This is a genomic window from Bacillus sp. BS1807G30, from assembly GCF_040047675.1.
GTDB lineage: Bacteria > Bacillota > Bacilli > Bacillales > Bacillaceae > Bacillus > Bacillus altitudinis.
On sequence record NZ_CP157353.1, the window covers coordinates 1,605,557 to 1,621,308 of the forward strand.

The 15,752-nt window shown below is 40.7% G+C and carries 16 protein-coding genes; all 16 read left to right on the top strand.

Features of this window, described 5'->3' with window-relative positions; translation table 11 throughout:
• The first annotated feature begins 97 nt into the window (after positions 1-97).
• From ABG082_RS08210 to ABG082_RS08285, 16 genes are read left to right on the top strand one after another with little or no spacing between them, the layout of a single operon-like run.
• On the top strand, positions 98-1,327 hold the full coding sequence (locus tag ABG082_RS08210; RefSeq protein WP_282833623.1) for a methionine adenosyltransferase: 1,230 nt from the start codon (positions 98-100) through the stop codon (positions 1,325-1,327).
• A 5-nt stretch (positions 1,328-1,332) separates the two neighbouring features.
• Positions 1,333-2,367, top strand: a complete 1,035-nt coding sequence (locus tag ABG082_RS08215; RefSeq protein ID WP_348936743.1) for a hypothetical protein — start codon at positions 1,333-1,335, stop codon at positions 2,365-2,367.
• A 14-nt stretch (positions 2,368-2,381) separates the two neighbouring features.
• A complete protein-coding gene (locus tag ABG082_RS08220) occupies positions 2,382-2,933 on the top strand; it encodes an AAA family ATPase (RefSeq protein WP_282833625.1) in 552 nt (183 codons plus the stop codon).
• Positions 2,934-2,937: 4 nt separating this feature from the next.
• Positions 2,938-3,927 carry a phosphotransferase gene (locus ABG082_RS08225; RefSeq protein ID WP_348936744.1) on the top strand — a complete coding sequence of 330 codons (990 nt, stop codon included), beginning with the start codon at positions 2,938-2,940 and terminating at the stop codon, positions 3,925-3,927.
• On the top strand, positions 3,924-4,652 hold the full coding sequence (locus ABG082_RS08230) for an SDR family NAD(P)-dependent oxidoreductase (RefSeq protein ID WP_268439261.1): 729 nt from the start codon (positions 3,924-3,926) through the stop codon (positions 4,650-4,652). The genes ABG082_RS08225 and ABG082_RS08230 overlap by 4 nt, the downstream gene beginning before the upstream one ends.
• Before the next feature lie 14 nt (positions 4,653-4,666).
• A complete protein-coding gene (locus ABG082_RS08235) occupies positions 4,667-5,440 on the top strand; it encodes an SDR family oxidoreductase (protein WP_048001546.1) in 774 nt (257 codons plus the stop codon).
• 16 nt (positions 5,441-5,456) lie between these two features.
• Positions 5,457-6,263 carry a histidinol-phosphatase gene (locus ABG082_RS08240; RefSeq protein ID WP_348936745.1) on the top strand — a complete coding sequence of 269 codons (807 nt, stop codon included), beginning with the start codon at positions 5,457-5,459 and terminating at the stop codon, positions 6,261-6,263.
• 24 nt (positions 6,264-6,287) lie between these two features.
• Positions 6,288-7,370 (top strand): myo-inositol-1-phosphate synthase, encoded by a 1,083-nt coding sequence (locus ABG082_RS08245; protein ID WP_057079536.1) that lies wholly within the window; start codon positions 6,288-6,290, stop codon positions 7,368-7,370.
• 3 nt (positions 7,371-7,373) lie between these two features.
• The gene (locus ABG082_RS08250) at positions 7,374-8,225 is read left to right on the top strand and encodes an HAD hydrolase family protein (RefSeq protein ID WP_348936746.1); all 852 of its coding nucleotides are present in this window, start codon (positions 7,374-7,376) and stop codon (positions 8,223-8,225) included.
• Positions 8,226-9,362, top strand: coding sequence for an aminoacyl--tRNA ligase-related protein (locus ABG082_RS08255; protein ID WP_348936747.1), 1,137 nt, complete (start codon positions 8,226-8,228; stop codon positions 9,360-9,362).
• Positions 9,349-10,479 carry a nucleotidyltransferase family protein gene (locus tag ABG082_RS08260; protein ID WP_348936748.1) on the top strand — a complete coding sequence of 377 codons (1,131 nt, stop codon included), beginning with the start codon at positions 9,349-9,351 and terminating at the stop codon, positions 10,477-10,479. The genes ABG082_RS08255 and ABG082_RS08260 overlap by 14 nt, the downstream gene beginning before the upstream one ends.
• 4 nt (positions 10,480-10,483) lie before the next feature.
• Entirely contained in the window at positions 10,484-11,740 is a 1,257-nt protein-coding gene (locus ABG082_RS08265) for an ATP-grasp domain-containing protein (RefSeq protein WP_136944362.1), read from the top strand.
• Entirely contained in the window at positions 11,727-13,040 is a 1,314-nt protein-coding gene (locus tag ABG082_RS08270) for a type III PLP-dependent enzyme (protein ID WP_348936749.1), read from the top strand. The genes ABG082_RS08265 and ABG082_RS08270 overlap by 14 nt, the downstream gene beginning before the upstream one ends.
• Entirely contained in the window at positions 13,006-14,199 is a 1,194-nt protein-coding gene (locus tag ABG082_RS08275) for an acyl-CoA dehydrogenase family protein (protein WP_113747373.1), read from the top strand. The genes ABG082_RS08270 and ABG082_RS08275 overlap by 35 nt, the downstream gene beginning before the upstream one ends.
• A 25-nt stretch (positions 14,200-14,224) precedes the next feature.
• Positions 14,225-15,220, top strand: coding sequence for a hypothetical protein (locus ABG082_RS08280; RefSeq protein WP_348936750.1), 996 nt, complete (start codon positions 14,225-14,227; stop codon positions 15,218-15,220).
• A complete protein-coding gene (locus ABG082_RS08285) occupies positions 15,189-15,743 on the top strand; it encodes a hypothetical protein (RefSeq protein WP_041507274.1) in 555 nt (184 codons plus the stop codon). The genes ABG082_RS08280 and ABG082_RS08285 overlap by 32 nt, the downstream gene beginning before the upstream one ends.
• The last annotated feature ends 9 nt before the right edge of the window (positions 15,744-15,752 follow it).

The following is a 15,752-nucleotide window of genomic DNA, read 5'->3' on the forward strand; positions in this document are numbered from 1 at the left end:
TTTCATACAGAATATATATATATTACCAAATGTTTCATGTTGTTTTAAGGTAAAGAATCAATATTTTTATATTTTAAAAGAGAGCGGGCGATTGATAATGAAAACAATTCAAAAAACCATTCTTGATATTTTAAAAGGCGATGGCCAGGATATTGAACAAATTCCATATGAGCTTGTAGAACGTAAAGGAGTAGGGCATCCAGATACGATGTGTGACGCCATCGCAGAAAGAGCTTCTCAATATTATTCTCAATATTGCATGGAACATTTCGGCAGAGTAGCACACCACTGGTTTGACAAAGTGATGCTTCTTGGTGGAGATGCTGATGTAACGTACGGAAAAGGAACAATGGTCAAACCTTATCAAGTTGTGTTTGCTGGAAAAGGGGCATACGCATACGGTGATGAGCCGATTCCTCTTAAAAAGATTCTTTTCGATGCAGCCAAAGATGTGTTATCAGAGGTGACGACCGGATTTGATGCTAACGAACATCTCGTCATTGACTGCCGGATTGTTGATCATCAAGGGGCTGGCCGTAAAAATTCAAGATATCGTCCGATGGTTGAAACAGACATGATCGAGATTGGTGATCCAAAGCTTGTTTCAAATGACTGTAATTTACTGCATGCTCATGCCCCGTTAAGCCGTCTTGAGAAGCTAGTTCTCTATACAGAGCGTTATGTGAATGGACCAGAATTTAAAAAGGTGAACCCAGATACCGGCTGGGATGTGAAAATATTTGGAAGCAGACGTCATGAAGATTTCAAACTCATAGTAAACATGCCTTTTCTAGCAAAAGATATTCATAGTCTTGAGGAATATTTTGCCCGTAAAAAAGAATGTCAGGATCAAATCGCACGCTATATTCATGAAACGTTAGGACTTACCCCTGATCTTATGCTGAACGCAACAGATCGCAATGGTCGCCCGTACTTAACAGCACTTGGTTCTGTAGCAGATACAGGCGATGTAGGTGTTGTCGGAAGAGGAAATCGATTAAATGGATTGATCACCCCAATGCGGTCTATGAGTATTGAAGCGCCGGCTGGTAAAAATCCGCTTGATCATACAGGGAAATTGTATGGAGTGCTCGCGCAACGATTGGCAGATCAAATTTTTGAGACCATTCAAAAGCCAACAGAAGTGCATATCTTTACTTCAAAAGAAGCACCGCTCCACAACCCTGATGAAATTGCCGTCCGTATTGAACAGTGGGATGGAAATGAAGTGGATAGAAAGAGAGTTGAAGACATTGTCATGAATGCGGTTCATTCGATGGGCGATGTGACAAAAGATTTAATTTTTAAAGGCGTGACAATGTGGTAATAAGGATGAAAGAAAAAGTCATTGATGCCGTTCATGCATGTATTCATACAAAAGAACCAATGGCAGTGACCATTCATCCATATGAAATTGAAAAACACCAACAATTGAATCAACATCATCTTCTATTGATGCTAAAGCCTGAATTAACCAGTATCCATAAAGGTGTACAGCTTGATCGAATACTAGATGAACTTCTCCTACGCTTAGATAATCATGATGTAGAAATAGGAGCCGTGCGCGTTGTATCATACTTATATTTGAAAGAAAAGAAAATAATAGAAAAACAATATGGGATGCTGAACAAAATCTCTAAAAACGGTCTGAGTGAATTGTCAGATACGGCAAAAAAGATGCTGTTCTTTAAATATCCAGAGTTTAAACAGAAGGAACATTTCATATATGGAGGCCATCAATTTTTACAAAAGTACGAAGAGCTTACGCCATATGGTTTAGAGCTTCTTACACGGAACTTGAAGGTGGACAAGCTAGGTGCGGGCACATACGCCATAAAGGCCGAGGTGGATGGAGAACAGATGCTTCTGCTCAATTCATTCCACCCTTGTCAAATTGAGTGGTTCACTGCACCTGCAAAGTCTATTATCGTCATGGAATGTTTTTCAAAGAAGCCTATGAGGATGTTAAGAGAAGACTTTATCGGTGCAACGGACCCTAAAGAGGCAAAAGCAGGTTCTTTTAAACACATGCTGCTCTCGGAGCAAAAACGGTTTGGTTTAACGAACGTGTGTACTCGATTTAATGGCATTCACCTTTCACCAGGACCTGTAGAAGCAATGGCGGGAATGATTCACTATTTTCGTACACCTGACACAAGGCTGACTCCCGCACATACACTTTTTGGCCAGTTGTTAAAGAAAAATGGCTTTTCGGAGGAATCACTAGATCTGTTATGTGAAGATGTGTCCATTCATTCAAGCGAAGTGCCAGTATTTGAATTAACTGAAAACCTCAATTGGGATGAATCATTAGATCTGTTAACAAAAGTGAGAAACGACATTCAAAAGCATGAACGTGTTCTGTAACAGGGGGGAACCACTTGAATAATGAAGGAGCTAGCCAGAGAATATGGATTGTTGGTCCACCTGGATCTGGAAAAACGACCCTTGCCCATCACTTGAAAAAGGAATTCATGTTACCTCACTATGAGCTTGATGCCCTATTTTGGCAAGCGAACTGGAAAAAAACAGATAGGAAGTTGTTTATCGATAACGTCCATGAAGTTGTTAAACAAAAGAAATGGGTGATTGATGGTCAATATTCATCTGTTCACCATATCTTGACTGAATATGCTGATACGATCATATGGCTTGATGTGAAGAGAAGGAAAACATTCCCCCGTCTCATGAAAAGGACGTTCAAGCGGCTCATGACAAGGGAGAAACTTTGGAATGGAAATAAGGAGCGAATAGGTAATGCGCTCCAATTTTTCTCATATGCCTTTCATGTGTATCCAGAGGTGCTCCATCAAAACGAGAAGCTTTTTCACAAATTAAAAAAAGAATCACGTGTGAAATGCCTGCGCATAGACAAGCAGGAAGCGGCAGATCTGGTACTTAGGAAAATCAAAAACCTTGAGAAAAAGGGGTGAGGACATGATGAAATCTGATGATGCTGATAATGTCCTGAAATATTGGTTTTCGGAACAGCCAATCCGCTTAACACCTTTAAACGGAAGAAGTCCTAATGAAGGCTGGCTTGTAGAGGATGCTAAAACCCGCTTTGTCTTAAAAAAATGTGCGAGAAATCATGATGCAAAGTGGCTTCAATATTTAGAAGATTTAACAGATGCTTTGCTTGATCATGGTTTCCCGATTCAACCAATGATAGAGGCAGAGAACGGTCGTAAAACCATATTATTCAAAGAACATTTTTGGCAGTTGCGGCCCTATTTTGAAGGAAGGCCATATGAAATGGGAAATCGTTCAGATGAACAAGAAGCCATTCGGGTATTAAGACAACTTCATTCATTAAAGAACTTACCGAAAGGGCCTGTGAACCCAAACTGTGAATTGAAAAACTGGATAACTTCACCGGACGAAACACTGGATCAAACGGCAAGTGTATTAAAGAAAGTCGTTTCTTCTAAAAAGGCTGCTTCTTTGCTCAAAGTGTATGAACAGGAGCTGATGAATGTACTCACGCTGATAAATCCTAGTCTGTATGAGGCATTACCACATGCTGTCACACATGGTGATTTTCATTCTGGCAACCTGCTCATCCGTCATAAGAAGCTCGCCATGGTTCTTGATTTCGATACAGCAGGTTATAGACCCCGAATCTATGATGCAGCCATATCTGCTTTTTTGTTAACGAGAATCAAGCGGGGAACATTTCAACTAGATATTGTGAAAACGATTCAATTTTTAAAGGCATATGCCAATGACTTATCTGAAAACGAGTGGCGTTCTATATCTGGTTTTATCAGACTTTTATATATTCCGACAGGGCGGTATTTAACCCTTCTGCATACTTACACACCTCACTTATTGAACTGGTATCTTGATTGGTCCTTGGAAGCGCTAGAATCTGCATCAAGCCAGCTGAAAGAAGAGTGGTATCTCCAAAAGGAGATGAGGATATGAAGGTTGCTGTTGTCACTGGTGGAAATAGAGGCATTGGAAAAGAAGTGTGCAGACAGCTTGCACAAGATGGCATGCTTGTCATTTTAACAGCACGGCAGATTGAAAAAGCCGAATTAGCTGCATCTGATATGAATGAGCAGGTTGTGCCATACCAGCTGGATGTGACAAGCGAAGAATCGGTTGAACGTCTGTCTGCATTTATGAAGGATTCGTACGGGAGAGTGGATGTGCTGATTAATAATGCGGGAGTCTTTCTTGACAACATAATGGATGACGCCTTTCCATCTTTTTTAGATCTTCCTGTATCGACACTTCAAGAAACGATGAATGTCAATGTGTATGGCGCAGCTAGAATGACCAAGGCGGTTTTCCCTTACATGAAAGAGGCTGGATATGGACGAATCGTCAATGTATCTAGCGGCATGGGAAGGCTCTCCGCCATCTCCGCTTCAAACGATGTTAGGCGTGACGGAAAAAGCGGTCCTTACTACAGGATGTCAAAAGCGGCTTTGCACGTTCTGACAAAAGTCACGGCTTTAGAGGGGGCGCCATTTTCTATTCTTGCGAATGCGGTGTGTCCTGGCTGGGTACAAACGGACATGGGGACATCAGAGGCTGTTAAAACTGTACAGGAAGGTGCATCAGGAATCGTATGGGCGGCACAGCTCCCCCGAGATGGACCAACAGGAGAGTTACTAAGAGACGGTAAAAGACTTCAGTGGTAAGAGGAGGCAGCTACATGCGAGGAATGAAAGAAAAGACAGTGATTGTGACAGGCGGGGCGCAGGGGATTGGATATGCGGTCGCAGAACGAGCAGCACAAGAAGGTGCGCAAGTCGTCATTGCTGATCACCATGTAGATTACGGACTAGCAGCAGAAAAACAGCTCAAAGAAAACGGATATGATGTGTTGTTTATAGAAGCTGATATTGCTGATGAGGCAGCCATTGTCTCAATGGTAGAAAGAACAGTCGATCATTTTGGGAAAATTGACATGCTTGTGAATTGTGCAGCCGTTTTTATCATGCGTGGCCTTGAAGCTACTGTTGAAGAATGGCGGCGCATCATGGACTTAAATATTATGGGGCAAGCCCTATGTGTCAAACACACGTCACCTTACATGGAGAAAATAGGAAAAGGATCCATTGTAAATATTGCCTCCATTTCAGGTCATATTGCCCAGCCGAAATATTTAACATACAACGCAACAAAAGCAGCCGTTGTGAATATGACGCGATGCATGGCAATGGATTTGGCGGATGCAGGTATTCGGGTGAATGCAGTGAATCCGGGTACGGTGTGGAACAAAAATAACGAACGATTTCACTTGGAAGAACTTGGGTTGACAAGAGATCAAGCAAATCAGCACCCTGATATTGGAGGGATGCACATGTTAAAACGAACAGCTGATCCAGAAGAGATCGCATCTGCTGTCATCTTTCTTCTCTCTGATGAAGCGAGTTTTATCACAGGAGAAAATTTAATGGTTGACGGCGGCTATACTGCCATGTAGAGGAGTAAACATTTTGATGAAATTTGATCTGCACACACATCATCAGCGCTGTGGTCATGCGGAGGGAAACATCAGAGAATATATCGATGAGGCTGTCAAATTAGGCCTAGAATGTATCGGAATATCGGATCACTCCCCGTTTTTTGGTGAAGAGGCTGATCATTTTAAACCATGGGTAGCGATGGCGAAGAGTGAATTTCAATCATATGTAGAGGAAGTCCTGCAATTGAAAAAGGAATATGAGGGGAAAATTCACGTGCTATTAGGTGTTGAATCTGATTATTTTCCAGAACACGAAGCCCTCTACCGAGACGTGTATCGACATTATCCATTTGATTATATCATTGGCTCGGTTCATGTCAGTAATGGATACGACCTATTTAATCGGAAACGCTGGGAACGAATCACAGAGAAACAAGCAATCATTGAAAAAGAGACGTATTACCAGTTGATTAAGATGTCTGCTGAGAGTCAAATGTTCGACGTTTTGGGTCATATTGACGCCTTAAAAGGTTTTTATCCAGAAATTGCTCATCTCAAAACAGAAGCTGTCGATGATGCGCTAAAAGTCATTGCGGAGAGTGGTTCTGTGATTGAAGTGAATACCTCTGGCAAAACAAAAGACTGCGGAGGCTGGTATCCATCAATGGATCTATTAGAGCGAGCCAAATTTTATGGTGTGGATGTCACGTTTGGCTCAGATGCTCATCAGCCCGACCGCGTGGCAGATGATTGGCTGAAAGTGAAACAAACGCTGAAGGAATTAGGTTACCAGGAATGGTGTATTTTTCAATCTCGTCAAAAGCGAAAATTGGCTCTATAAATTCATAAAAAAGGGGTTTTGAACATGACAAAAGTTCGTGTAGCAATTGCAGGAGTAGGATCATGTGCGTCAAGTATCGTTCAATTTGTTGAGTTGGCTAAGGAAAAAAAGGATACGCTCTCTGGTGTTATGCATGACGTCATTGGAGGCTATCAGTTATCTGATGTCGAATTTGTTGCCGCTTTTGAAGTAGATCAAAATAAAGTCGGAAAAGACTTATCAGAGGCCATTTTTACTAAACCAACGGCTGCAGTGAAACATATTGATGTTCCGTTTTTCCAAGTAACCGTCGAAGCAGGTCCTTTATGTGATGGACTTGAAGGAGATTTGTCCAATTGCATTCAACCACATGAACATTCACTGAATATGAAAACACATGATGTGACGCAAAGGTTAAAAGATGTTCAGGCAGATGTACTCGTCTGCTTCTTACCAACAGGTTCGTTTGAAGCAGTTCGTGTGTACGCAGAGGCCTGTGCACACGCTCAAACAGCCTTTATTAATGCGACACCTGAACCGGTGGCAAATGATCCTGAGTTTGTCAAAATGTTTGAAGAGTCGGAGACCCCGCTCCTTGGAGACGATTTAAGAAGTCACTTAGGTGCAACCACACTGCATACAGCTTTAATTGAACTATTAAAATCCCGCGGGATTGATATCACCAATACGTACCAACTAAATGTTGGAGGCAATACGGACTTTTTAAACCTAGCCAACCCTATGAGATCAACGAGTAAGCAAAAATCGAAGAGAAAAGCATTGTTCGCTTCAGGTATTGATGCCAGTGAAGTGGCAGCAGGTCCAAATGGTTATGTCAGCTACCTAGGGGATCATAAGGTCTGCTTCCTGCGATTAGAAGGGAATTCGGTTTTAGATTCTGACATTTCACTTGAAATTCGTTTACAAGTAGAAGATAGTCCGAATTCAGCTGGTGTCATTGCGAATGCGATGCGTGTTGCAAAAGCAGCGAAAGATATGAATCATAGCGGTGTCATACATGACGTCTGCCCATTCTTATTTAAGAGTCCACCAATTGGACAAGTCGATTCAGAATCATTACGTCTGTTCAATGAATATGTGGCAAATGCTGAGCTGAAAAAGGTGTAACCAGTGGAAGCGGAACTCAATCTTCGCAAGATAAAATTTGCCGCTTTTGACTTGGATGGAACATTAATTGATGACAGAGGCGAGCTTATTGGTGATGTCCATGGCGCAGTGAACATGCTGCGCCAAAGAGGCATTATACCCATTATTGTGACAGGAAGAACCTATGATTCTTTCTTCTCTCTGGATTTAGATCGATCTCTACTCGCCTTATTTCATCATGATGTTTTGCTGAATGATGGGAATGTCATTTGTCATCATGAAAAGAAAACATTTGAGGTGAAGCAGTATGTAGATGCAGCTTTATGCCAACAGATCATCACATCACTTGATGGAAAAGCTGAATTTGTCATGGAATCTCATGGAAAGCACGTGGCATCAAGTAAAAGCGCTAAGTTGAAATACTGCATGCTATACACCTTTCCACGAGAAAAAATAGAGGTTGGTCACAAGAAAGAATTTAGCTTTGACCATGTAACTAAACTATTTATTTTACCAAAAGAAAAAGTGGATCTTGCTCATCAATTAAAAAATTGTCATTGCGACGTAGCAGATGCCCAGTTTTTAAATGCTCAAGTGATATCTCCAAAAGGGATTTGTAAGGCAGACATGCTTGAGCACCATTTATTCGATTGTTTTGGAGAAAGAGATTTAGATCGTGTGATTGCCTTTGGAAATGGTCATAATGACAGGCTGATGCTGAAGAAGGCCAAGTGGGGGCTAGCCGTTCAAGATAGTCATCCGTCGGCGATTGAGTTGAGTGATGTTCATTTACAGGAGCCTATTTCTGATTATCTATATAAAGTTTTACAATCATTTGAAACGACGCACGTTATCAATGAAAAGGGAGGTATTTAGTTGAGGACCCTTCAACTGCCTTTACCAGAAGCATTAGAAGATACAATGATATCGGATTTTATGGAAAGAGTTTCATTTCTATCTGCTCATATTGTGCACGTGGCTCTTAACGAAGAGGAATCTATGATTGAAGTAACCGTAGATAAAATGGGAGACAAAGAGGCAATATCAACTGCGTTTTCGAATCTATCGTCAAATATAGCACAGCTGCGGAGATTTCGTGAAAAAGAAATAAAATCAAATATTCATTTATCTAGTGAGTCTGTTCATTCAAAACTAAGCGAGGAAGATCAGAAAAGAACCTTCTATGATGAAGTTGAATTGGAACTTTCAAACTACTTTGATCAATTATTTTTAAATATAGGGATTTCACTTGGAGCAAAAGTAAGGCGATATCCTTCGACGATCAGTAAAGATTTAATGGAAAAATGTAAGTATCATACGAATTTTCCGCAAAATATTTATTCTGTTTTTGAGATCCCTCATGATTATCAAATCATTGATGATATTCGAGAAAAGCATCATGGTTTTCAGCCTGAACACTTCCAGCAGGCAGGCCGTTTTTTACAGCCGTGTATTTGTTATCACTGCTATGAGGAATGGGAAGGGAAGACGTATACAGACAATCAAATGATGACAGCAACGGGGCAATGTTTTAGACATGAAATCTCTTGGAAAGTGGACCCTCTCAGGAAAATAGAATTTAGTATGCGCGAAATTGTCTTTATTGGTCATCAAGAATTTATCAATGAAACGAGAAAAACACTCCTTGAAAACACATGGGAATGCTTTCATCAACTTGGTCTAAGTGGAAAGGTCACGACCGCAAATGACCCTTTTTTCTTTTATGATGATATGGATAAAGCGAATTATCAATTAATGGCTAATAGCAAATATGAATTAGTCGCTGTGACAGAAAAGAAAGACGTTTCGATCGCTTCTTTTAATGACTGCGGAGAGATGCTTTGCGAAAGGTTCCATATTAGCGGAGAAGATGGTATGCCGCTTTATTCAGGTTGTGCGGCATTTGGGATCGATCGTTGGGTTCAAGTGTTTTTACAAACATACGGTCGAAATCGAAAGGATTGGCCGAAAGACATGCGTCATTTAAAGGAGGAGCGCTATGCTGCAAAGTAATCTGACTCAAGAAGAACATACAGCTCTCATCTTATCCACTCCTTTTTTAAAAGCCAGTCAAATTGAAGAGATGCAGGAGCTTTTGTATAAGCAGCAAGACTGGAATGTCATTCTCGGAATGCTGCATGTTCACCGGACAGCAGGAATTGCGTGGAAGAATATTAAACGTTATGCCATTCATTTAAGAAAAGAGTTTAAAGCGACTTATTTTTTAAAGTCACTAGAGATTATGTATAAGGGTCAATTAGAAACGGCTCGAGACAATATCAAGTTCAATGATCAGTTATTTCAAGCACTTGATCAAAAAGGAATTGAGTATGCCATTGTAAAAGGAAGTGTGATTGGCCAGTGGGCCTACGGTGATGTTGGGCTTCGCTTATTTGGAGACAACGATCTCTTTATCTCACAAGATCAGCTGCAAGAAACTGGACGCGTATTAAACGAATTAGGTTATATTCAAGGTTCTTGGAACTATGAAACGGAGACAGTCACACCTGCCAAACGCAAAGACATCCTTTACCTCATCATGAACTCACATCAAACCTACACCTATATGAAACCTACACCAGATTGCCGCTTTATTGATTGTCATAAAATTGATGTTCAGTTTTCAGTTGATCTCATGACAGGGAACCGAACGGATTCAATCGTCAAAGAAATGCTGTCTAGACGAATTCAAACGTCTGTTGATCAGCACGATGTATGGTCTTTAAAAGAAGAGGATATGCTTCTTTTCCTATGTATTCATTTTTATAAAGAAGCGATTTATTTAAATGAAGTGGAGTCAATGAAAGACTTACTGCTTTATAAACTGCTAGATATATATGGCATGTTTATGAAGGAAGACCTACTCGATGTGGATTTGTTTGTCCGCCAGACGAAAGCGTATGGCTTTGAAAAGATGGTCTATTTTGCTTTTCATTATGTGAATGAGGTCTTTCCTCAAACGATTCCTGAACTTGTCATGAACGCACTTCAGCCTGAATCGCTTACTTATTTATCCGAAGTGCTGGATGCAAATGATGTCGTTCATACTTGGAATCAACCAATTCGCAAACGATTCTTTCATATTAATCGATCTTTAGATATTAACAAGCATTCTGTGCATAAGGAGTAGTGTCATGAAAGATCCGGCATCGCTATTTGATTTTAAGGGAAGAAATGACGTGATTTGGTATGGGAATATGAATCAAGAACAAAGCTGGGATCAAACAAGAGCTTTACCAGTCATGACAGATCATGTTCAAAATGAACTGGTTCTTCAGCAAGAACAACAACTGCTTTTGATTGCATCTAAAGAGCATCATGTCATCTTGCATCATCAGCCTGATAAAGCTTTTTTAGCCTATTTGGAAAATCAAGGTGTCCAGCTTCCGCATATGACTCAACTAGACCATGCATTTACATTAAATGGACTGATTGTACCGTATCTTTTAGATGAATCCCTTGAAAAAGAAGCATTGATTGAAAAAAGAACGATATACGGCTCAAATGCTACACTCGTAAAGCGGTTCAATCATAAGATTTCTACTAGAAGATGGGCAGAAGAACATCTGTTTAACGTCACGTGCGGAGCTATCTGTCATCATGCTGACGAATTAAAACAGACGTATGAAGAATTAAAGGCGAAGAATTTCTCAAAAATGGTTCTGAAAATACCTTATGGATCATCTGGGAAGGGGCTGCGTATTTTAAAAAATGACCGAGAATTTATGCAGCTGCTGACCTTTATTGAAAGAAGGAATATCGAAACGGATTTGCTCTTAGAGGGATGGCATCCGATTAAACGGTCCTTAAATGCCCAATTGCTCATTCAAGAGGAGGGGTCACACTTACTCTCCATTACAGAGCAGAAAATTAATGAGGACGGCATTTACTTAGGCACGGATTTTGCGCCTGTGTATGAATTGGACAAAAAACGTGAATACGAAGCAAGCATGCATCGAATCATAGAGCTTCTTTATGATGAAGGGTATCGTGGTGTGGTTGGTGTCGATTCAATTATTGATGAAAATGAACAGCTCATACCGATCATCGAAATAAATGCCCGGTTCACACAGGTCACTTATTTACTCCCACTGATTTGTCGTTTTTTTTCAACTTACGAATATATCGAAAGCCGCTTTAAAAGATTCTCATGCAGCGCTGACCTGCCATTTGAAGATGTCTTAACGGAGGTAACAGAAGCACTCAATCCGGGAGAAGATGGCGGGTTCTTTATTTATACTTTTGGTAAGACGAGATCTGATGATACGTGGCACTATCGATTGTTTATCTTGTTTTACCATATGAAGAAGGACAAGCAGATTCATATGCTGACAATGTTTGATGAGATGGAATTTTCATCAGAAAGGAGGAGGAGATGTGCTGGAAAATGACTTTACGCTCTTAGAGAAAGCAAATCGTTATGGGACGCCGATGTATGTATACGATGGAGATGCATTGAAAGAGCACTATGAGCACATTACATCATGGCTCCATCAAACAGCTGAGGTGTTCTTTTCATTTAAGGCCAATGGAAATGTCTCGATTGCATCATTGTTACGGTCTTTTGGGGCTGGTATAGAAGTGGCTTCTGAAGGAGAGCTTTTCATGGCGATAAAAGCAGGTTATTCACCGCAGCATATCATTTTTTCTGGACCGGGTAAGCAGAAGGAAGAGATTGATACCGCTGTTCAGCATGAGATCTATTGTATTATCGCCGAATCTAAGGAAGAACTCACCTACATCGCTGAGTCTGCAAAACGTCAAGATAAGCAGGCATCAGTAGGCATTCGGATCAATCCAGAATCAATTGAATCACGAGCCAAAATAAAAATGGGCGGAGTTCCAAGTCCGTTTGGAATAGATGAATCTAAACTGAATGATGTATTTGATCTGTTTCAGAAGTATGATCATTCGCTGCTATTTAAAGGTATCCATATGTATCTGGGAACTCAAGTTCTTGATGAAACATCGCTTTTATCATCGTTTGAATACACACTTAACACAGCTGTTCGAATCAAGAATGAATATGGACGAACATGCCAGATGGTTGATTTAGGTGGCGGTTTTGGCATTCCGTATTTTCAAAATGAAACACCGCTACATGCTGAAAGGCTATTTCAACACGTAGCGGATTTGATTAGATCATATGAAACGGAGCTTGAATTTCCGAGATTTATTATAGAAATGGGGAGATTTCTTTTAGCAGAATGTGGTGTTTATTTAACAACCATACAATATGTAAAAGAATCAAAAGGGCAGCCGTTTTTAATAGCAGATGGCGGGATGCATCATCATCAAGCGATGACGTTTAGAGGCAGACTGCTCCGCAATAATTACCCTATGCGGCTTATTAAACATTCCAGCAACACCGCCGCAGACGTAGTGAAACAATCAATTGTTGGTCCGCTTTGTACACCAGAAGACTTAATTGGCAGGCAGGTGGAGCTTCCGCAAGGGGAAGTAGGGGATCTTCTTTGTATTGAGAAATCTGGTGCATATGGACTGAGCTACAGCCCCACCTTATTTTTAGGTCATTCTTCGCCGCTTGAGCTACTGTTGTTTGAGGGGAACGATTATGTTGTGCGAGATAGAGGGACACCGGAAGATCTCTTATTGAAACAAAATAGATCACTCTTTAGACAAAGGAGGGGTGAAGATGAAACTGACAGAGCTTCGACAAGAAACGATTGATCGTCTCATTCACCAATTTTCAGAAAGAGCAGGGCAGCTGGATGCCGAATTTCAGTTCCCGCATCAGAATCTAGAGGAGCTGATTGATTGTGGATTACATGTCGCCAATATGCCGAAACAAGACGGAGGTCTTGGATATGGATTTGAAGAAACGATCACCTTGTTGTCACACATATCTAAAGGGTGTGCGTCAACTGGTCTCATTATGGCGATGCATTACTATTCGCTCGGCGCATTTTCTGAAGTGCTGACAAGTGAGCAGCAGGCTTCGGTATTTGACGATATTCGGCATTCAGGAGAGTTCATCGCTTCTGTCAGCGACCCGAATGTGATTTTTATTTATCAGCGAAAGCAAATGGAGGGAATTCCAACCATCACCGCCGAAAAAACAGATGGCGGATATCTTGTGAGTGGAACTAAGTTTACTGTGACAGGTGCACCGCGCATTAAATATTTGCCAATCTATTGTGAGTATGCCCCGTCGTCATGCACATCTCAATATGGAATGACGGCGCTCTTAATGACATTACCGAGTGAAGGTGCTGAGGTGGAGGAATCGTGGAATTATTCGGGAATGAGAGCATCGATGAGTCATCACATTCATTTTGATCAAGTGTTTATACCCGATCATCAGCTCATCGGGCGGGAAGGCTACGCAATAGAAGATACTGAACATTTAATCTATTGGTTTCGTTTAGCTGTTACCGCTGTTTATTACGGGATTGCAAAGGCAGCATATGAACATGCCCTCGGTATGGCATATAAAAGGAATGATCGAATTTCTAAGAAGAAATCAGCCTTTTTACCAGGTCAACAATTTCGTATTGCAGATATGAAAATGAAATTAGATGTTGCACATTCTCAGCTCATGGCCTGTGCCCAGCAAGCAGATCGAGAAAAGCAACAAACTCATTACTCGAGTGAGTTGTATACGAAGACGCTGATTACTAAACACTTTGTGACGCAGGCGGCAGAAGAAATCGTGGAGCTGGCTTCTCAGGTCGAGGGTTTTTCTTCATTACAGCAAGGATCTTTGCTCGAGCGCTTAAGCCGAGATGTGAAAGCGGCAAAATTTCATCCGCCTTCAGAAGATGTATTAAAAGAAGTGATTGCGAAAAAAGAGCTGGGCATTATCCCGTTAAAAAATCGCTGGGTATGATGGCGTAAAAAAGGAGGAGACATATGTGGCTACTGCAGCACCTATTTACCGAAACAATTATTTAAACTGTTCTCAATTAACGATTGCAGCCATGCTTCTTAGAAAAGGAATTCAAATCGACAGGATTTGGAGGCAAGCTGGTCTTGTTTATAGATCTCAAGACCAAGGATTTGTTTTGATCGGTTCCTTTAAACACTTTCGTGAAGATATTCTGCATCATAATGGCATTCATTTAGAAGAAATTTTTTACACCGAAGAGGAATTAGACCTCTATATGAATCGGGTATTTAAACAGCATCCAAAGAGAGGCACTGTGTCTGTTTCTTTAGATATATTTGAATTACCGTACTGTCCATTTTTTGAAAGAGAACACGGATATCATACATTGGAAGTACTTGAGGTGAATGATGATCATGTAGTGATCAGTGACCATGCTTATTCTTATCATGGCACTTTGAGTAAAGATCATTTGATGAAAGCCGCACGCTCTGTCTACGAACATACGCCTCGAACCGAAAATCGTTATAAATGGATCAAACAGGTTGATCTTGAGAAAGAACCGGATGTAATGAAAGTTTTAAAAGAGCATGTCGCCATATTAGAAGGTGCACCGCCACATTTTGAATTGCCTGGAGCTATCACAGGTCTTGACGCAATTTCAGTCATTCAAAGAGATTATATTGATAGTATTAAAGGTGATGAAAATGGTAATTTATTAGACAATGTTTATTTTGAAGGACTAAAGGATGTCGCCAACTCCAGAAAACATATGGTGACATTTTTATCATCATATGAAAAAGAGCATTTACAACCCCTTATTCAAGCATTTGAAGATGCTTATCAAAGCTGGACAGTGCTTGCTAATTTTACAGCTAGAGTCGGCCTCAGCAAAAATCCTCGCAGTATGATTGAAAGGACGTCGAATCGGTTTCAAAAAACATTAGAAGTGGAGACAAGCCTTCTCACGCAACTAAAAGAGGTGATTCAAAATGAAAACCTATCAACCCCTCACTCTTCATGATTATGTCAATAACAGAGGCATCACATATCAAAATGAATATGAAAAAGGCCAATTAACCATTGGCGGGGCTTCTTTGCCGGCTGAGTTGGTCATGAACGTGAAAGACTCTTTGGTCGAAGGCATTCCTTTTCAGTTCATTTATCAAGATCAAGGAGACAATATTGAATTAGAGGGTCAATCTATTCAACTTCAGGCAGTTGAAGCAGAAGCGCTCCATGTCGTTGGCTGTTCATCTAATGGTAATCTCTACGAAAAGATGACATTATTACGAGAGGGGACCGTTGTCTTGGAGTCTCGTCTTTCATTAACCGATGTGATTGAACGTGAACCTGCATTTGATGATCGATTGGCTTATGCATTTGATTATATTCATACGGTAGCCGGCATCAATCACCATTTGACATCAAACCTATGGATTGATTCGCTTTCCTTCTCGCAAAAAATCGTTTTTGATGAAATCCGCTTTCAAGATAATCCATTTATGCATATTTTCGCAATGACGATCCAGCAGTCAGATCATTGATGGAAGGGA